The sequence below is a fragment of the Sphingomonas sp. Leaf4 genome (genome assembly GCF_920939515.1).
In the GTDB taxonomy this organism is placed as follows: domain Bacteria; phylum Pseudomonadota; class Alphaproteobacteria; order Sphingomonadales; family Sphingomonadaceae; genus Sphingomonas.
Genome location: NZ_CAKLBB010000006.1, coordinates 96,360 through 115,484 on the forward strand (window position 1 = coordinate 96,360; position 19,125 = coordinate 115,484).

Sequence of the window (19,125 nt, forward strand, 5' to 3'; positions counted from 1 at the left end):
GATTATGTTTCGTTTGATACCGTATCTAGGGCGTGGGTTCGGGGGATGCCAGCGGCGTTGCGTCGGCGGGTCGGGCAGGGGATAGGCGGCATCATGGTGAGTCCTCTCTTCTGGCCGATCCTGCTGGGACTGCTGGGCTGCGTATTCGGCAGCTTTATCGGCGCGCTGGCGATCCGCTGGCCGGCGGGACGAAGCGTCGCCGCCGGCCGATCGGCATGTGACGGGTGCGGGCGGACGTTGCGGCCGGTCGAACTTGTGCCGATCGTCAGCTTTCTCGCCTTGCGCGGTCGATGCCGGACCTGTGACGCGGCCATCGCGCCTGGCCAGTTCGTCACCGAAGTGCTGGGCGCGGCGATCGGCATCGTCGCCGGGCTGGTCGCGCCGGGGATCGAGGGGGTGGCCGGCGCGGCGTGCGGCTGGCTGTTGCTGGCGTCGGGCGCGATCGATCTTGCCGCCTTCTGGCTGCCCGACCGGCTGACGATCGCGCTGGCGCTGGTCGCATTGGCGGGGGGACTTGGCGGAATCGCGCCCGATTTCAGCGACCGGGCGATCGGCGGGCTGGCCGGGTTCGGCAGCCTGTGGCTGGTGGCGACGTTCTATCGCGCGATGCGCGGGCGGACGGGGCTGGGCGGGGGCGATCCCAAGCTGTTCGGCGCAATCGGGCTGTGGCTCGGCTGGCGCGCGTTGCCGGTGGTGTTGCTGGTCGCGACCGTGGCCGGGTTGTGCGTGGTGGTGGCGATGCGGATCGCGGGGCGCGAAGTGAAGGCGACCGACCGCTTGCCGCTCGGTACGCTGCTCGCGGTCGCCGCGTTCCTCGTCTGGAGTGTTGGCGGTTAGGGCCGGATCGACATTCAACGAAATGCCGTCCCAATCTTCTCCCCTCCCTGTCAGGGAGGGGAGACGCCTGAGCCGCCGTCCGGCTGAATGTCGATCGGTCCTAGGCCGGTTCGATGCGATACTCGATCGGCTTGAAACTCCCGCCGTTGGAGGCAGGGGCCGAACAGGCGGTGAGGCCGATCACCAAATCCATCGCTGCGCGGAAGGTGATCGAGTCGCCTGCCCTGCTGATCGGCGGCAGGACCGACAGCTTGCCCGTCGCGCCATCGACCGGCACGTTCATGAAGCAGTTGAACGCCACCGGTATCCGGTCGGGCACTACGCCGTAAGGTTCGAGCGCCGCCGCCAGATTGCCGAAACAGCCGCGATGCGGCGGCAGATCGGGATAGAAATGGTGGAAGGTGTCGTAGGAACATGGCGTCAGCAGAAAGTCGTGCGTGCCGACGGTATCGGCGACGATCTCCAGCATCACCCGGCTGCGATTGGAATAGAGCGCATGGCCGGTCGTCAGCCGGATCGTCTCGGCATAATCGAGCGTCCGCCCTGAAGAGATCACCTCGTCCAGATCGTCGGCGTTGAACGCCAGCAGGTCGGCGACCTGTTCACCCTTCGGATCGACCACCACCAGCGTCTCGCCTTTCGCCAGCCGGAAGGCGGTGCCCGATCGTTCGGGGATGGTCGTCGTCACTTTGCTTCCCCCGAATAGTGGAACGGGCAGGCCCAGCGATCATCGACCACGCGCCCGCTATATTGCCGCGCCTCGCTCGCCGCACCGTGCCGTTCGAGCATCGGGTTGCGGCTGCCGGCCAGCGCCTCGTCGCGTACGAGAATCTTCTCCCGCATCGTCTCGTACTTGCCCTCGGCGCGCAGCCGTTCGAACTGGTCGTGCAGGTTGAAGACCAATGTCGGCCGCTCGAACCGGCGCGCCGGGCGGCTGGCATTGGGGTGCAGCCCGACGATGAAGAATGCCTCGCCGCCGAAGCTCAGCGAGAAATGCGGATTGTCGGGATCGGTGCTGACCCGCGTGTCATATTCCTGCCCGCGCCACACGTCCTTATCGGACAACGACTGGACGCGCTGCCACAGCGCACGCTCGAACGCATTTTCACTCAGGTCGTCCGGCCCCTCGAAGATCACCGCGAAGCTGCGGTACATCGCCCGGTCGCGGCGATAGGCTTCGGCAAGCCGCATCAGCGCATCGTGGATGCGGACATCGTCCCATGCGCTGTCGATCCGCGAGCAGACGAGCACGTCGAGCGTGCCCTTCGCCATCGCCGATTTCGCCCCGACGCAGGGAAAGCCGCGGTCGTCGACATGGGCGAACAACATCGCCTGCAGGCGATCCTGCGCTTCGTGCTTCCAGTTGAACATCGCGGAGGTCCCGGCCCGGTTGTTGGACGAACACTACGTTTCGCTGCCGTTCCCGGTTCCAAGTCGTTGACGACCCGTCACTAAATGGTAACAGTCCGGGTCGTGAACAAACGGCTGCTCCTCGACGATTTCCTGCCCTATCGCCTGTCGATCGCGTCGAACCGCGTATCCGACGCGGTGGCCTCCACCTATCGCGCGCTGTTCGGGCTGCGCATTCCCGAATGGCGGCTGGTGACGGTGATCGCCGAACATGACGGTATCACCCAGCAGGCGCTGTGCGTGGCGACGCGGATGGACAAGGTGACGGTCAGCCGCGCGGCGATCGCGCTGGTCGATCGCGGCCTCGTCGACCGCCATGCCAATACCGGCGACCAGCGTTCGCACCTGCTCGCGCTGACCGAGGCGGGGCGGACGCTTTACGAAGAGGTCGCGCCACGGGCATTGACGATCGAGCGCGACCTGTTCGCCGGCTTCACGCCGCAGGAGATCGAGGTGCTGCGCGACATGCTGGCGCGGATCCAGGACGCGGCCGACGTGCTGGAGGAACGCACCGCCGCCGCTCAATAAGCGCCGCGCCTGGGCTTCAACTGGCGCTTGCTCGGCAGCGTGTCGGCCAGCCGCGCGCCGCGATGGCCCATCGGCCGGGGATGGCCGACGGTCGAATCGATCGCAGTCTGGCGTTCGGCTTCGGCATTGATTTCCGCGCCGATCAGGATCGCGAGGCTGGAGACGAACAGCCACATCAGCAGCACGACGACCGCGCCCAGCGCGCCATAGGTCGCGTTGTAATTGGCGAAGTTGGCGGCATAGACCCCGAAGCCGACCGTCGCCAGCAGCCACAGGATCGTGGCGGCGACCGACCCGACCGACAGCCAGCGCCACTGTGCCCGCGTCCGGTCCGGCCCGTAGCGATAGGCAAAGGCGATGCCCGCGCTGGTGATCGCGCCCGCCACGCCCCAGGTGACGATCTGGATCATCACCGCGCCCGCCGTACCGAGGAACGCGACCGCGCTCTGCAACCACGTCAGCACGCCGGCCGACACGATGCCGACGATGACCGCGAAAATCGCCGCGACGGTAATCATCGCCGACAACAATGTCGTTGTGACGATGCTGCGTTCGTCCTCTTCCTCATAGATCACGTTCAGCGCCTGAATGATCGCGCTGGCCGCGCGCATCGCGCCATAGATCGCGAGCAGCAGCGCGACCGCGAGGCCCAGCCCCACCTGCCGCGACGCGGTGGTGACGACCGCGATCAACTGGTCAGAAATCAGCCGCGCGGCATCGGCCGGCACTAGTTCGAACAGCGTCTGCATGTGCCGCGCGACCGTCGCGGTATCGGCGACGAGGCCATAGGTCATCACGATCGCGCCGAGCATCGGCACGATCGACAGGAACGCATAAAAGGCGACCCCCGCCGCCATCAGCGTCAGATTGTGATAGCCGACCATGGTGTAGACGCGCGTCAGGATCGCCTTCCATGCCGCCCATGGATGCGCCCATGGATGGGTCGATCCACTCCCCGGAATCGTGGCCGGATCGATTTGCGTCGTACTTTCCGTCACATCAGTCCCCTTCGCCGACATGCAACGCCCGCACCGCAAAACGGATGCAAGTGGGTAGAAATGAACCAAATCCGCCGAACGCGCGTTTGGGGTCGCAAGGGGGGTTGTGCGCTGCAACCCAAGGTTGAACGACACGGGGATAGCAGTTGGCGGAAATTCGCGCGCGCACGGTCGCTATCCTGCTGGCAGGAACGATGATTCCTTGCGGCGTCATGGCGCAGACGGCCCCGTCGGTATCGACCGACCGTCCGCAAACCACCACGCCGCCTGCCAACACCGACGACGGCCCGATCGTTCCCGATGCCGAATTCGATGCGGCGCTGCCCAGCCTGTCGGGCGACATCAACGCCCCGCTGGAACCGATCGCCGGGTTCGAGGCATCCGCCGCCCCGAAGCCCGCGACGACGACCACCGCCACGACGCAAGCCGCGCCCGCGCCGGTCCGCCCGACCGTGCCGGCGACGGAAAACGCCGTCGTGCCCGAAACCCTGCCCGACGCGATATTGCCCGAGGCGGCCGAACTGGCGCAGCCGCTGCCGCCGCTTAACACCTTCGACGTCACCCCGGTCGAGGTCGCGGGCGTCGATGACAAGCGCGCAGTCGAAATCCGCTACGACACCGTCGTCAAGGGCCTCGACGCGATCGGGGGGACGGCGCAGTTCCGCGCGCTCTCCTCGCTGGAGGAAGGCGACGGCAAGGCCGCAAACGCGACGATGGTGCAGGCGCGCGCCAAGGAAGACGAATCGCTCGCGCTGCGCATCATGCGTGCCAAGGGCTATTACGACGGCACCGTCAGCTCGATGATCGAACACCCGCAGGGCGGACGCATCCGCGCGGTCGTGACCGCGCTGCCGGGCAAGCTTTACACCCTGTCGTCGATCCGCATCGATACCCAGCCGACGGTGCCGCCGAACCTCGTCGACCGCGAACTGCCGCTGAAGGTCGGCGATCCGATCGACGCCGAACGAATCCAGGCGGCCGAGGCGAACGTCAGCCTGAAACTGCCGCAACAGGGCTATCCGTTCGTGCAGGTCGGGCAGCGCGACATCCTGCTCGACGATGCGACGGTGACAGGGGGCTACACCCTGCCGGTCGATACCGGGCCACGCTCGTCGTTCGGCACCTATTCCACCACCGGCAAGCTGGCGTTCGATGCCGAGCATGTCGGCGTGCTGGCCCGTTTCCGGCAAGGCGAGCTGTACGACAATCGCAAGGTCGACGATCTGCGCGCCGCGCTGGTCGCGACGGGGCTGTTCTCCAGCGTCTCGGTCGAACCACAGCGCACCGGACAGGTCGCCGCCGACGGGACCGAGGCGGTCAATTTGCTCGTCCGGCAGGACGCCGGCCCGGCGCGCACGCTGGCGGGCGAGGCGGGATATGGCACCGGACAGGGGCTCCGGGTCGAGGGATCATGGACCCACCGCAACCTGTTCCCGCCCGAAGGCGCGCTGATCGTGCGCGGCGTGGCGGGCACGCAGGAACAGGGCGCGGGCGTCACCTTCCGCCGGTCGAACGCCGGACGGCGCGACCGCACCTTCCAGATTCTCGCCAACGCCAGCCGCAGCAATTACGATGCGTTCGAGGCGTTCACCGGCACGCTCGGCATTCGCTGGTCGTATGATTCGACGCCGATCTGGCAGAAGCGCTTTACCTATGCCTATGGTGCCGAACTGATCGGCACCAACGAGGACACCTACGACTTCACCGTCGGCGAGCGCCGCCGCCGCACCTACGGCATCGCCGCGCTGCCGCTGTTCGCCGGGTTCGACACGTCGGACAATCTGCTGAACCCGACCAAGGGCTTCCGCGTGAAGCTGAACGTCAGCCCCGAAGGATCGGTGTCCGACGGCGTGCGCCCGTACGGCCGCTTCATGGTCGAGGGCACCGGCTATTATCCGATCGGGCAGAGCATCGTCATCGCCGGGCGCGCCCGTGCCGGATCGATCCAGGGGATCGACCGCGACGACCTTGCCCCTTCGCGGCGCTATTATGCCGGCGGCGGCGGATCGGTGCGCGGCTTCGGCTTTCAGGAACTGGGCCCGCGCACGCCCGAGGTGGACGAGGATGGCAACAACCTCGCCCGGCCGATCGGCGGGCGCAGCCTCAACGAATTCGCGATCGAGGCGCGCTACCGCTTCGGCAACTTCGGCATCGTGCCGTTCCTTGACGCGGGGCAGGTGTACGAAGGGGCGTTGCCCGATGCGTCCGACCTGCGCTTCGGCGCGGGGATCGGCGGCCGCTTCTACACCAACTTCGGGCCGATGCGGGTCGATGTAGCGACGCCGATCGCCCGGCGTCCCGGTGAATCCAAAATCGCACTCTATATCTCGATCGGGCAGGCATTCTAATGGCCGAGGATTACTCCGCGACCGAGACCGTCGTCGTGCGCAAGCAGCCGCTCTGGGTCCGCATCCTAAAATGGATCGGCATCGCCATCGCCGTGCTGTTCGTGGCGGTGGTCGCGTTGATCTTCGCGCTAAATACCGGTCCGGGGCGGGGCTTCGTCGTCCGCCAGCTCGACGGGTACACCACCGCATCGGGGCTGAAGGTCAATATCGGCCGGATCGACGGGTCGCTCTACGGCGCGCTGACCCTCCGTGATCTGCGCCTGTCCGATACGCGCGGCGTCTTCGCCTATTCGCCGCAGGTCGCGCTCGACTGGCGGCCGTTCGCCTTCAGCAACGGCCATGTCGACGTGCGCAGCCTGACCAGTCCGCTGGTGCGCTATGCGCGCAACCCGGTGTTGAAGGATACCCCGCCGGGCGATCCCAATGCGCCGCTGCTGCCCGATTACGACATCGACGTGAACCGCCTGCGCGTCGACCGGATCGAGGTCGGCCCGGCCATCACCGGCCAGCGCCATATCGCCCGGATCGACGGTGCGGTGCATATCGCCGATCGCCGTGCGCAGGTGTCGGCCAACGCGCTGACCATCGCCGCGCCGGGCGTGGCGGGGGGTGACAGCATAACGCTGAAACTCGACGCGGTGCCCGACGACGACAAATTCGATGTCGATGCGCGCGTGACCGGCCCGGCGAACGGCATGATCGCCGGCATGGCGGGCCTCGCCCAGCCGATTGCCGCGACGATCGACGGCCGGGGTAGCTGGACCAACTGGCAGGGGCGTCTCGCCGGCACGCTCGGCGGGCGGCCGCTCGCCGATCTGGCGATCACCGGTCGCAACGGCAGCTTCACCGTGCGCGGATCGACCCAGCCGGGGCTGATCCTGCAAGGACCGGTCGAACGGCTGACGTCGCCGCGCCTCGACGTCGCGATCGACGCGACGCTTGCGGACCGCCGCGCCGATACCCGTATCCAGCTTCGCTCCAGCGCGCTGGCGGTCAACGCCGCCGGCATCCTCGATCTCGCCAACAGCCGTTTCGGCAATTTCCGCACCGAGGCGATGCTGCTGACGCCGGGCGCGATCGCGCCCAACCTCAACGGCCGTTCGGTCCGCGCGGCGGTGGTGCTGGACGGCGGTTTCGGCACGCCGACCGTGGACTATAAGATTCAGGCGGCGGCGTTGGGCTTCGGCGAAATGGCCGTCGAACAACTGTATGCCGAAGGACGCGCGACCGTCGACGCCGACCGCATCCTGATCCCGATCAAGGCGCGCGCCAAACGGATCACCGGGCTGAACGCCGCCGTTGGCGGGCTCGTCACCAACGTCTCGATCAACGGCGATCTGGCGATCAACGGCGATCAGGTGCTGTCCGACAATCTGCGCATCCGTTCCGACCGGATCGATGCGACCGCGATCGTCGCCGCCAACCTGTCGACCGGGCGCTATACCGGCGCGATCAAGGGGCGGATCAACGACTACGAAGTCGCCAGCATCGGCATCCTCAACCTGTCGACCGATGCGAACCTCTATGCCGCGCCGAATGGCGGTTTCGGCATCAAGGGGCGGGTGGTCGCGCAGACCACGCGGCTGTTCAACGAAGGCGTCCGCAATTTCCTCGGCGGCAATGTGTCGACCACGCGGGTCGATGTCGGCGTCGATCCGAACGGGCTCATCACCTTTTCCAACCTGCGGATGAACGCGCCGCAATTCCGCATCCTGAACGGGTCGGGTCGCTATGATCCGGCCGGGCCGCTGCTGGTCAACGCGCAGGCGGTGTCGACGCAATACGGTCCGCTGACCGCGCAGGTGACGGGCAGCGTCGCCGCACCGCAGATCCTGTTGCGCGCGGCGCGGCCGGGCGTCGGCATCGGCCTCGCCAACCTCGAAGCGCGGGTGCGCGGGATCGGCGACCGTTATGCGATCCAGGCGACCGGCGGCACCGACTATGGTCCGTTCCGCGCCGACGTGCTCGTCTCGACCGCGCCGCGCCTCGTCGCCGATATTCGCTCGGCGACCTTCGCCGGCATGAATATCGACGGCCGGGTCGAGGCGACGAATGCCGGACCGTTCGCCGGCCGGGTCAACTTCGCCGGATCGGGCGTGGCGGGTGTCGCTCGCCTCTCGGCACAGGGCCGCTACCAGCGCGCCGACGTGAACGCGCGCGCCTATAACGCGGTCATCCCCGGCGACATGGGGCTGCGGATCGGCCGCGCGATCGTCACCGCCAGCGCGGTCCTCTACGACCAGGCCGAGATCGTCGCCGACGCGCAGGTCGCCAACCTGTCGATGGGCGACTTCGTCCTCGAACGCAGCCGCGCCAAGGTGAATTATCGCGGCGGCAACGGACTGGCGCAGATCTTCGCCGAAGGATCGTCGGGCGTGCCGTTCCGCGTCGCCGCCAATGCCCGGTTGCAGCCGAACGAATATCTCGTCGCGTTGCAGGGCGTTGCCAACAACATCCCGTTCCGCACGATCAACCCGGCGCGGATCACCCCTGCGACCGGCGGCTATCGCCTTTACCCGACGCGGATCGATTTCGCGCAAGGTTCGATCCGTGCGGCGGGCGTCTATGGCAATGGCATGTCGATCCAGACGCGGCTCGACCGGCTCGACCTCGGCATCGTCAACGCCTTCGTTCCCGGCACCGGGATCGGTGGCACCGCCACCGGCAGCCTCGATTTTGCGCAGGCCGCCGACCAGAGCTTCCCGCGCGCCGATGCCCGGCTGACCATCCGCAATTTCCAGCGGACCAGCCTTGCCTCGGTCTCCGAACCGGTCGACATCGTGTTCGCCGGCGACCTCAGGCCCGAAGGCGGCAGTGGCCGGGCGCTGATCCAGCGCGGCACGACCACGGTCGGGCGGATGGTCGCCAACCTGCGGCCGTTGCCGCCGGGCAGCGGATCATGGGTCACGCGGATGCTGGCGGCGCCGCTGTCGGGCGGGATCCGTTACAACGGGCCGGCGGGCGTGCTATTCTCGTTCGCGGGGCTGGCCGACCAGCAACTGACCGGGACGATCGGCATCGCCGCCGATTTCGGCGGGCGGGTGCAGGCACCGCAACTGACCGGCGTGGTCCGCGCCAATACGCTGACCTATGAGAATGAGACGCTCGGCACGCGGCTGACCAACCTCGGCATCAACGGGCGGTTCACCAACGATCGGTTCGAACTGGTGCAGATGCGCGCCACGGCGGGCGGGGGCACGGTCGCGGCGCAGGGGACGGTCGGGCTGGCGGCGAACAGCGGCTTCCCGGTCGATATTCGCGCGCAGTTGCGCAATGCCCAACTGGCGCGCAGCGACGCGCTGGGCGCATCGGCCACCGGCGACGTCCGTATCCAGAACGGGGCGAACGGCGGGCTGATCTCGGGCGATCTCGTCATCCCCGAGGCGCGCTATCAGATCATCCGCCAGGGCGCGGCCGAAGTCCCCGAGCTGACCGGGGTGCGCCGCAAGAGCGACGCGACCCGCGCGGCGCAACCGCCCAGACAGGCCGCCGCCTCGGCCGGATTGTTCCGCCTCGCGCTGCGCGTCCGCGCCGACAACCGGCTGTTCGTGTCGGGCATGGGCCTGGAATCCGAATGGGAGGCCGATCTGCGTATCGCCGGCACCTCGGCCGCGCCGACGATCAACGGACAGTTGCGCCTCGTGCGCGGCACCTATTCGTTCGCCGGCAAGCGGTTCGAGGTCGAACGCGGCAACATCCGCTTCGAAGGGTCGGACTTCACCAACCCGGTGATCGACATCTCCGCCACCACCACCGCCGAAGGCGTGACCGCCGTCATCAACGTGACCGGCACGGCGCAGGCCCCGCAGATCGCGTTTACCTCGACCCCGGCGCTCGCGCAGGACGAGGTGCTTTCGCGGCTGCTCTTCGGCAGTTCGGTGACGAACCTGTCAGCGACCGAGGCGATCCAGCTCGCCGCCGCGCTCAATTCGCTGCGCGGATCGGGCGGGGGCGGGCTCAACCCGCTCGGCAAGCTGCGCTCGGCGACCGGATTCGATCGGCTGCGCGTGCTGGGCGGCGACGAGGCGACCGGGCGGGGCACCAGCCTTGCGGCGGGCAAATACCTGACCGACGACATCTATATCGAGATCATCACCGACGCGCGTGGCTTTACCGCCACGCAGATCCAGATCGCACTGACCAAGACGCTGTCGGTGCTGTCGCAGACCGGATCGTTCGGCGGATCGAACGCCTCGGTACGCTACAGCCGCGATTACTGAGCGTTCGTTTGGAAACTAGCGGAAGCGCGGGTTTCTTGTGCGGTGCCAGCCCGCTCCCCCTCGGGTCCTAGCAAAGTGTTACTTTGCTGGGCTACCCTCTCCCGACCACCCAGCAGGATACTCAAGTGGGTGGTCGGGACGGGGGAGCGGGCCGGCACCGTAAAACGCGCAACCGCGCTTTTCAAACAGCCTCTTCGCTTGAGCCGATCCCCCGGTTGAGGGCATAGCGGCGGCGCAAGGAGAGGCGGCCGCTATGCCCGACAAGTTCGATGTGATCGTGGTGGGGGCAGGGCTGTCGGGCATCGGCGCGGCGCATCACCTGCAACGGCTGTGCCCCGATCGCAGCTTCGCGGTGCTGGAGGGGCGCGGGGCGCTGGGCGGTACGTGGGACCTGTTCCGCTATCCCGGGGTGCGGTCGGATTCGGACATGTTCACGCTCGGCTACGGCTTTCGGCCATGGGCGGGGGAGAAGGCGATCGCCGATGGCGCAACCATCCGCGACTATATCGCCGACACCGCGCGCGATAGCGGGATCGATTCGCACATCCGCTATCACCACCGCATGGTCCATGCCGCCTGGTCGAGCGCCGACGCCCGCTGGACGCTGACGATCGAGCGGCCCGACACGGGCGAGACGACGACGCTGTCGTGCGGCTACCTGTATCTCTGCACCGGCTATTACGATTATGCGCAGGGCTATCGCCCGACCTTCGCCGGGGAGGGGGATTTCGCCGGGACGATCGTCCATCCGCAATTCTGGCCCGCCGATCTCGATTACAGCGGCAAGCAGGTCGTCGTGATCGGCAGCGGCGCGACGGCGGTGACGCTGGTCCCGGCGATGACCGACCGCGCGGCGAAGGTGACGATGCTGCAACGCTCGCCGAGCTATGTGCTGACCACGCCCGCGCGCGATCCGTTGCTGGGCGTCCTGCGCCGGGTGCTGCCATGGCGTGCCGCATACGGCATCGCCCGCTGGCTGCGGATCGGCATCAGCCAGTATTTCTACGTCCGCTCGCGCCGCAAGCCCGAGGCGGTCCGCCGCTGGCTGCTGAAACAGGTCCGCGCCGCGCTGCCGCCGGGCTATGACGTCGAGAAGCATTTCTCACCCAGCTATGATCCGTGGGACCAGCGGCTGTGCATCGTCCCCGACGGCGACCTGTTCCGGGTGATCCGCGAGGGGCACGCCGAGGTCGCGACCGGCCATGTCGACCGTTTCACCGCCACCGGCATCCGCCTGACCGACGGCACCCACCTTCCCGCCGAGGTGGTCGTCACCGCCACCGGCCTTGAACTGCAACTCTTCGGCGCGGCGACGCTGTCGATCGACGGGCAACCGGTCGATCCGAGCAAGGCGATGAACTACAAGGGGATGATGTTCAGCGACCTGCCGAACCTTGCCTATGCGTTCGGTTATACCAACGCCTCGTGGACGCTGCGCGCCGACCTGACCGCCGCCTATGTCTGCCGCCTGCTCAACACGATGAAGGCACAGGGTGTGGTACAGGCGACGCCGCGCATCGCCGACACCGATCTGACCGAGGAACCGCTGCTCGACTTCACGTCCAGCTATGTGAAGCGCGGCATCGACCGGTTGCCCCGGCAGGGATCGAAGGCGCCATGGCGCGTCCGGCAAAGCTATCTGCGCGACCGGATCACGATGCGCTTCGGCGACGTGACCGAGCAGATGGAGTTCCGGTAGGGGGCGAAAGGCTCTTCCCTTCCTGACAAGGGAGAGGGTGGGTAGGTTTGGGGCGGATGCTGTCGTTCCCTCGCAGGCCGACCCACCCCCGGCCCCTCCCTGGTCAGGGAGGGGAGTCATTCAGTCCCGAATCAGCGTCTCTGCCGCCGCCACCCCGGTCGCATACGCCCCATGCGCGGTCGAAAAGTCGGTCGGCGACACCGCCTCCCCCGCGATCAGGATATGGTCGTGCCGCCGCTCGCCCAGCACCGCGCGCGCATTCGCATGGCCGGGCCGCGCATGGCTGTACGATCCGCCGAAATGGCTCGCCCGGCCCCACGCCGATCCGGCGATCAGCACCATCCGGTCGACCAGCCTTGCCCCGAGCAACGCCGCCAACTCCGCCTTCGCGAAGGCTGCCGCGCCGTCCAGCCCCTCGCGCTCCAGCGCCCGCGCGCTGCTGCCGCCGACGAAACATTCGACGACCGGTCGCCCGAACGGGCAGAGGTAATAGCTGCCCGTCGCCGCGCGGTGCGGATTGCCGAGCAGATGACTCTCCGCCGCCAGCCCGTGATCGTCGGGCAGCGCGAAGAACAGCTTGTCGGCCAGCCCCAATGGCAGGTGGCTCGCGGCATGGAGGCTCGGGTCGAAACACCCCGGCAGCGCGATCCCGCCACCCGACAGCACCGCGGTCGATACGGTGACGATCGCCGCACCCGCCTTCACGCTGCCGCGCGGCGTGACGATCGCGACGCCGTCCGCGCATTCCTCGATACCCCGGACCGGTGTACCGAGGTGCAGCGGCACCGGCGGCAGGCTGGCGGCGACCAGCGTGCCATAGCCATCGGGCAACCGCCAGTCGTCGTCGGTCGCGGCATCGTCATAGGCAAGGTAATCGGCCACCGAAAGCGAGGTGAGATCGGCCCCGTTCACATAGCCCGACATCGCATCGAGGAAGCCGTTCCATGGCCCGGCGGGGTCCAGCGCGTCGGCGGCGCGGTCGCTCGCCGGTGGATCATGCCGCAACCGTGCCTCGAACGCGGCGCGCGCGGCATTCGCCGCCTGCCGCTCGGCGGCGGAGAAACCGAGGTCGCGGTACTGCTGGCCCCAGCTCGGACGGCTGCGATCGATCGCGAACCCGACGTCCCCGGCGATGGCGACCCACGGATTGCGCCCGGCCGAATGGAGATAGCCGCAGCCGAGATCGAGCGCCATACCGTCGATCGTGACGCTATGCGCCCGCCCGCCGACCCGGTCGCCCGCTTCGAACACCGCGACCGATCGCCCGGCGGCATGAAGCGCGCGCGCCGCGCCGATCCCGGCGGCACCGGCTCCGATGATGGCGACGTCGATCATAAGCGCGGGTCCTGTCGTGACGGACCGCTACAGTGCGCCAGCCGTGGCCGGGTTCCGCTCAGATGATCCGTAGTTCGCGTGCATTCGCCAGCGCGCCGACCATCGCGCCGTACAGCGGCTTGGGCGCGAAGCGGTCGTCATAGGGGCAGCCACGGTTGATGACCGCATCGGTGCGCGGCTCGAACGTGCGCAGCCAGCTATACCGGTCGCTCATCCCCCATGCGAGGACGTCGTGCAGTTGTGGGTAGGACAGCATGATGTCGAGATAGGCGCGCGCGAAATCGGCGACCCCCTTGTCGCGCGGGGCGATCGCGGCGGGCAGGCCCTTGTCGCGCACGTCGAATTCGGTGACGATCAGGCGATACCCCATCGCCACCACCGCATCGAGGAAGCGGCGCCATTCGGGCTCCAGCCGCCGCGCCAGCGCGCCGGCATCGGGGCTCGGCGCGAACAGCCCGATATGCGACTGCACCCCCAGCGTATCGACCGGCACGCCGCGCCGGCGGAACCCTTCGAGCAGTTTGAGCACGCCGGCGCGGTGCTTTTCGTTGCCGTCCTCCCAGCTCATATAGTCGTTGTAGACCAGCTCGGCATGCGGCGCGGCGGCGCGAGCGGTGCGGAACGCATGGTCGAGCACCGCCTCGGTCCCGCCCATCGCGGTCGACAGCGACGTGACGCGAAGGTTTCCGGTATCGGGATCGACCGCTTCGTTCACCACGTCATAGCTGGTGATCTTGCGGCCATAGCGGCGGGTGACGGTGTCGATATGGCTGGACAGCACCCGCGCTCCCTCGCTCGCCGGACGCGCGCCGTAATCGTAGTTGTTGAGCCACGCCGGAAACCAGCGCGAATAGGCCCAGAGCAACGTATGCCCGCGCAAGGCGAAGCCGTTGGCCACCGCCCAGTCGACCATCGGGTCGAACCGGCTGAAATCGAACCGGTCGGGGGCAGGACGGATCGCCTGCCACTTCATCTCGTTCTCGGGCACGAGCAGGCTGCAGTCGCGGCGCAGCAGCGCGGCATAGGCCGGGTTCGCGAACGATCCCCGGTCCGCGCCCGCTGTGCCGAAGGCGAACGCCGATCCGAAGCGCCGCCCGCGCGATGCGGCGGCGGCGTTCAGCGTGTCGGCGGGCGCGGCCAGCGCCGGGGTGGCCCCGGCGGCGAGCAACGCGGCGCCGCCCGCCAGCGCCTGTCGGCGATCGATCATGGTCATGCGGTGACTTGCCTTGCATCGACGGGGGTGTAGCGGGGAACGATCAGGTGGATCACGCCGACCGCGACCAGATAGGCACAGGCGGCGACCAGGAAGATCGGTTGATAGCTGCCGACCGTTTCGAGGATCATGCCCGCGAACTTCGCCATCAACATGCCGCCGACCGCGCCGGCAAGCCCACCGATCCCGATCACCGATCCCGCCATCCAGCGCGGGAACAGGTCGCCGGGCAGCGCATAGAGGTTGGCCGAAAAGCCCTGATGTCCGGCGCAGGCGAGGCCGATCAGGCCGACCGCGATCCACATGCTGGGCGCATGGGTCGCAAAGGCGATCGGCACCGCGCACAGCGCCGCGCAGACCATCGCCGTCTTGCGCCCCCGCCCGATCGACATGCCCCGCCCGATCAACCGGGTGCTGAGCCACCCGCCCGCGACCGATCCGACATCGGCGAGCAGATAGACCGCGATCAGCGGCGGCCCGAACTGCTTCATCGACAGGTTGAACGATTTGGCGAAATAATCGGGCAGCCAGAACAGGAAGGTCCACCACACCGGATCGATCAGGAACCGCCCGGCGATATAGGCCCAGGTCTGGCGGATGCGGAACATCCGGCTCCACGGCACCGCCCGCTGCGGCTCGACCGGATCGGCCTCGATCCACGCCAGCTCTTCCGCCGATAGCGAGGCCTTGTCGCGCGGCCGGCGATAGAAGCCGAACCATGCCGCCAGCCACACCAGCGACAGCGCGCCGGTGATCCAGAACGCGGCGCGCCACCCAAGATCGAGCGTCACGACGATGAACGGCACCAGCAGCGGCGTCAGCAGCGCGCCGACGTTCGACCCCGCATTGAAAATGCCGATCGCCAGCGCCCGCTCGCGCTTGGGAAACCATTCGTTGGTCGCGGCGATCGCGGCGGGGAAGGTGCCCGCCTCGCCCGCCGCCAGCGGCATCCGCGCGAGGATCATGCCGCTGGTGGAGGTGAAGGCGGTGTGCAGCACATGGCCGACCGTCCACACGATCATCGCCAGCGCATAGCCGGCCTTCGCCCCCACCTTGTCGACGATCCGCCCGGCGACGACATAGGCGAGGCCGTAGGCAAGCTGGAAATAGAAGGCGAGATCAGCATAGCCCGTTTCCGACCAGCCATAGGTCTGCGCCAGATCGGGCTTCAACACCGCCAGCACCAGCCGGTCGACATAGGACAGCACGACCGCGAAGAAGAGCAGCGCGCACACGATCCAGCGCACCCGGCCGGCTGGCTTGGCCAGCGGTGGCAGCGGGGAAGCCGGCGATTCGGGCGGATTCGGGGACATGCGCTCTCCTGTACGCCACGTTCTCTGACGTGGTAGCGCTACCATGACCGTCATGCTATGCCACTGTCAACGCCGTCGGTCAGACGGGACGAGAAAGAGGATGCGGCATGGTGAAATGGATCGGGCTGGTCGCGCTGGCGGGTATGCTGTGGAGCGCGCCAGCGTGCGCCGAGGATGGCTATGACCTGTGGCTGCGCTATCGCGCGTCGCCCGCCACGGCCGCGCAGGCTGCCGTAGCGACCGGCGTGGTGCGCGACGAACGCGATCCGACGATCGATCTCGCCGCCGCCGAACTGGCGCGCGGATTGTCGGGGCTGACCGGGCGCAGCGTGGGCGAATCGGCGATCGGTGACGGCAGCGTGGTGATCGGCACGCCGCGTTCGCCGCGTATCGCCGCGCTGCGCCTGCCGCTCGAAGGGCTGGGGCGCGAGGGCTATGTGTTGCGCTCGGCAACCATCGACGGCCGGCGGGTGACGGTGGTCGCCGCCAACGCGCCGGTCGGCGTGCTGTACGGCAGCTTCCGGTTGCTGCGCACGCTCCAGACCGGGTCGTCGATCGCCGCGCTGAACGTGCGCGACCGGCCGAAACTCGATTTGCGCCTCCTCAACCACTGGGACAATCCCGATCGCTATGTCGAGCGCGGCTATGCCGGGCGGTCGCTGTGGGACTGGCAGAAACTGCCCGGCTTCGCCGACCCGCGCTATACCGAATACGCCCGTGCCAATGCCTCGGTCGGGATCAACGGCACCGTCCTCAACAACGTCAACGCCAGCGCCGACATGCTGACCCCGGCGTTCCTGCCGAAGATCGAGACGCTCGCCGGCATCTTCCGCCCATGGGGGATCAAGGTCTATCTGTCGGCGCGCTTCTCTGCCCCGATCGAGGTCGGCGGCCTCAAGACCGCCGATCCGCTCGACCCGCAGGTGGCGGCATGGTGGAAGGCGAAGGCCGACGAGATCTACGCGCGCATCCCCGATTTCGGCGGCTTTCTGGTCAAGGCCAATTCGGAAGGCCAGCCTGGCCCCGGCGACTATCACCGCAGCCATGCCGAGGGGGCGAACATGCTCGCCGCCGCGCTCAAGCCGCACGGCGGGGTCGTGATGTGGCGTGCCTTCGTCTATGCCAGCGAAAAGCCCGAGGACCGCGTCCGTCAGGCCTATAGCGAGTTCGCGCCATTGGACGGCAAGTTCGCCGACAACGTCATCGTCCAGGTCAAGAACGGCGCGATCGATTTCCAGCCGCGCGAACCCTTCCACCAGCTCTTCGGCGCTATGCCGCGTACGCCGCTGATGATGGAAGTGCAGATCACCAAGGAATATTTGGGCTTCGCCACCCATCTCGCCTATCTCGGCACGATGTGGGAGGAGGTGCTCAAGAGCGACACCTACCGCCCCCGTGCCGGCACCACCGTCGCCGACACGCTCGAACGCCCGGTGCGGCCCGGCGCGCCGACCGGCATCGCCGGGGTGGCCAACATCGGCACCGACCGCAACTGGTCGGGATCGCAGTTCGATCAGGCCAACTGGTACGCCTTCGGCCGGTTGGCGTGGGACCCGCAGGGGTCGGCCGGCGAGATCGCACGCGACTGGGCGGCGATGACGTGGAGCCCCGATCCGGCGGTCGTCGCCCCCGTCACCGCGATGATGCTGCGCTCGCGCGAGGCGGTGGTCGATTACATGATGCCGCTCGGCCTCAACCATCTCTTCGCGACCGGCCATCATTATGGCCCGGGGCCATGGGTGAACGATCTGGCGCGCGAGGACTGGAACCCGACCTATTTCCACAAGGCCGACCGCAGCGGCATCGGCTTCGACCGGACCCGCACCGGCAGCGACGCGGTGTCGCAATATGCCCCGGCGCTGACGCGGACCTGGGGCGATCCGAAGCGGGTTCCCGAAAAGCTGCTGCTGTGGTTCCATCACGTCTCGTGGGACCGGCGGATGGAATCGGGCCGGACGCTGTGGGAGGAACTGGTGGCGCACTACGATCACGGCGTGGCCGAGGTCGCGGCGATGCAGGAACAATGGGCCGCGCTGGAGGGCAAGGTCGATCCGCAGCGCTTTGCCGAAGTCACGCAGTTCCTCGCCATCCAGCGCGGCGAGGCACAGTGGTGGCGCGACGCCTCCATCGCCTATTTCGCCGAGGTGTCGGGTCGGCCGCTCCCCGCCGGCACCGTGCCGCCGCCGCAGCCGCTCGCCTACTACAAGGCGATCCGCACCCCCTATGCGCCGGGCAACGGCAAATGACCTTCGCGCTCGATCCCGCCGCCGCGCCGCGTACCGCGCGGATCGGGACCGAGCGTGAGCCGCTGCTGCTGATCGACGGCGCGCTGCTCGATCCGCAGCGGCTGGTCGAGATCGCCGCCGCCGGCAGCTTCGCTCCGGCCTATGGCCCGGCGGGCGGCTATCCCGGCATCCGAGCGCCGATGCCGAGCGCCTATGCCGATACCGTGGTCCGCGCGCTCGACCCGCTGTTGCGCGATGCCTTTGCATTGGGCGACGTCCGGCTCGGGCGTGCCGAATGTTCGTTCTCGATCGTGACCCGCCCCGCCGCCGACCTCGTCCCCACGCAGCGCGCGCCGCATGTCGACACGGTCGATCCGCTCCAGTTCGCCATCCTCCATTATCTGTGCGATCCGGCGCATGGCGGCACCGCCTTCTATCGTCACCGCGCGACCGGGTATGAAACGCTGACCGCCGATCGCCTGCCGCAGTATGAAGCGGTGCGGGCAGGGGAGGCGGACCCACCCGGCTATATCGACGGCACCACCCCCGCATTCGAACAGACCGCGATCGTCGCGGGCCGCTGGAACCGGCTGGTCGTCTATCGCAGCCGGGTGCTGCATTCGGGGCAGGTCCATGGGGCACTCGATCCCGACCCGCGCCGGGGGCGGCTGACCGCGAACATCTTCCTGACCTACCGCGCGAACGGGTAGCGTACGATAGCCCCGGCGCCGTCGCTGAACCCGATAATGGAGAGGTGTCGGGGCATCATGGTGCCCGGAACCGCTGGTGACCCCTACGAGAATCGAACTCGTGCTTACGCCGTGAGAGGGCGTCGTCCTAACCGCTAGACGAAGGGGCCGTGTAGCGGAGCGCGGCCTCTATGCCCGATCGCCGTTGCCGTCAAGCGGCTTGTCGGCGGGAGCAAACGCCTTTTGTCATCGGTCGCCCGGGAAAAGTTGCGGAATGATATTCATCTCCGCGAAACCTTTCGCGCGTTCC

At 68.0% G+C, this 19,125-nt stretch carries 13 protein-coding genes and 1 tRNA gene; 7 read left to right on the forward strand and 7 right to left on the reverse strand.

Annotation, left to right across the window (positions count from 1 at the left end; translation table 11 throughout):
- The first annotated feature begins 93 nt into the window (after positions 1-93).
- Positions 94-837: a prepilin peptidase gene (locus LRA89_RS10300; RefSeq protein WP_230770076.1), complete on the forward strand. Its 744-nt coding sequence runs from the start codon at positions 94-96 to the stop codon at positions 835-837.
- Between the two features lie 100 nt (positions 838-937).
- Here LRA89_RS10300 and LRA89_RS10305 read toward each other — a convergent pair whose 3' ends face one another.
- Positions 938-1,525 carry a DUF1989 domain-containing protein gene (locus tag LRA89_RS10305; protein ID WP_230770077.1) on the reverse strand — a complete coding sequence of 196 codons (588 nt, stop codon included), beginning with the start codon at positions 1,523-1,525 and terminating at the stop codon, positions 938-940.
- Positions 1,522-2,208, reverse strand: a complete 687-nt coding sequence (gntA, locus tag LRA89_RS10310; protein WP_230770078.1) for a guanitoxin biosynthesis heme-dependent pre-guanitoxin N-hydroxylase GntA — start codon at positions 2,206-2,208, stop codon at positions 1,522-1,524. Before gntA ends, LRA89_RS10305 begins: the two co-directional genes overlap by 4 nt.
- 84 nt (positions 2,209-2,292) lie before the next feature.
- On the opposite strand from gntA, the gene LRA89_RS10315 reads away from it, so the two are divergent.
- A complete protein-coding gene (locus LRA89_RS10315; protein WP_230770079.1) occupies positions 2,293-2,775 on the forward strand; it encodes a MarR family winged helix-turn-helix transcriptional regulator in 483 nt (160 codons plus the stop codon).
- Here LRA89_RS10315 and LRA89_RS10320 read toward each other — a convergent pair.
- Positions 2,769-3,773 carry a YihY/virulence factor BrkB family protein gene (locus LRA89_RS10320; RefSeq protein WP_230770080.1) on the reverse strand — a complete coding sequence of 335 codons (1,005 nt, stop codon included), beginning with the start codon at positions 3,771-3,773 and terminating at the stop codon, positions 2,769-2,771. The two genes, LRA89_RS10315 and LRA89_RS10320, sit on opposite strands and share 7 nt — an antisense overlap.
- A gap of 212 nt (positions 3,774-3,985) precedes the next feature.
- On the opposite strand from LRA89_RS10320, the gene LRA89_RS10325 reads away from it, so the two are divergent.
- The 3 genes from LRA89_RS10325 to LRA89_RS10335 all read left to right on the forward strand — a co-directional run bounded on the left by LRA89_RS10325 (position 3,986) and on the right by LRA89_RS10335 (position 12,040).
- Complete coding sequence (locus LRA89_RS10325; RefSeq protein WP_230770081.1) at positions 3,986-6,121, forward strand: autotransporter assembly complex protein TamA; 2,136 nt, start codon at positions 3,986-3,988, stop codon at positions 6,119-6,121.
- The gene (locus LRA89_RS10330; RefSeq protein WP_230770082.1) at positions 6,121-10,341 is read left to right on the forward strand and encodes a translocation/assembly module TamB domain-containing protein; all 4,221 of its coding nucleotides are present in this window, start codon (positions 6,121-6,123) and stop codon (positions 10,339-10,341) included. The genes LRA89_RS10325 and LRA89_RS10330 overlap by 1 nt, the downstream gene beginning before the upstream one ends.
- Positions 10,342-10,594: 253 nt before the next feature.
- Positions 10,595-12,040, forward strand: a complete 1,446-nt coding sequence (locus LRA89_RS10335; RefSeq protein ID WP_230770083.1) for a flavin-containing monooxygenase — start codon at positions 10,595-10,597, stop codon at positions 12,038-12,040.
- A 120-nt stretch (positions 12,041-12,160) separates the two neighbouring features.
- On the opposite strand, the gene LRA89_RS10340 is transcribed toward LRA89_RS10335, so the two are convergent.
- Genes LRA89_RS10340 through LRA89_RS10350 form a run of 3 tightly spaced genes read right to left on the reverse strand, consistent with a single transcriptional unit; the run spans position 12,161 to position 15,901 of the window.
- The gene (locus tag LRA89_RS10340; protein WP_230770084.1) at positions 12,161-13,375 is read right to left on the reverse strand and encodes a flavin monoamine oxidase family protein; all 1,215 of its coding nucleotides are present in this window, start codon (positions 13,373-13,375) and stop codon (positions 12,161-12,163) included.
- A gap of 58 nt (positions 13,376-13,433) precedes the next feature.
- The gene (locus LRA89_RS10345) at positions 13,434-14,588 is read right to left on the reverse strand and encodes an endo-1,4-beta-xylanase (RefSeq protein ID WP_230770085.1); all 1,155 of its coding nucleotides are present in this window, start codon (positions 14,586-14,588) and stop codon (positions 13,434-13,436) included.
- Positions 14,585-15,901, reverse strand: coding sequence for an MFS transporter (locus tag LRA89_RS10350; RefSeq protein ID WP_230770086.1), 1,317 nt, complete (start codon positions 15,899-15,901; stop codon positions 14,585-14,587). Before LRA89_RS10350 ends, LRA89_RS10345 begins: the two co-directional genes overlap by 4 nt.
- Positions 15,902-16,008: 107 nt before the next feature.
- Between LRA89_RS10350 and LRA89_RS10355 the strand changes: the two genes are divergently transcribed.
- The gene (locus tag LRA89_RS10355) at positions 16,009-18,147 is read left to right on the forward strand and encodes an alpha-glucuronidase family glycosyl hydrolase (RefSeq protein ID WP_230770087.1); all 2,139 of its coding nucleotides are present in this window, start codon (positions 16,009-16,011) and stop codon (positions 18,145-18,147) included.
- Positions 18,144-18,836 (forward strand): DUF6445 family protein, encoded by a 693-nt coding sequence (locus LRA89_RS10360; protein WP_056497796.1) that lies wholly within the window; start codon positions 18,144-18,146, stop codon positions 18,834-18,836. The genes LRA89_RS10355 and LRA89_RS10360 overlap by 4 nt, the downstream gene beginning before the upstream one ends.
- A gap of 74 nt (positions 18,837-18,910) precedes the next feature.
- Here LRA89_RS10360 and LRA89_RS10365 read toward each other — a convergent pair.
- Positions 18,911-18,985, reverse strand: a tRNA-Glu gene (locus LRA89_RS10365).
- Between the last annotated feature and the right edge of the window lie 140 nt (positions 18,986-19,125).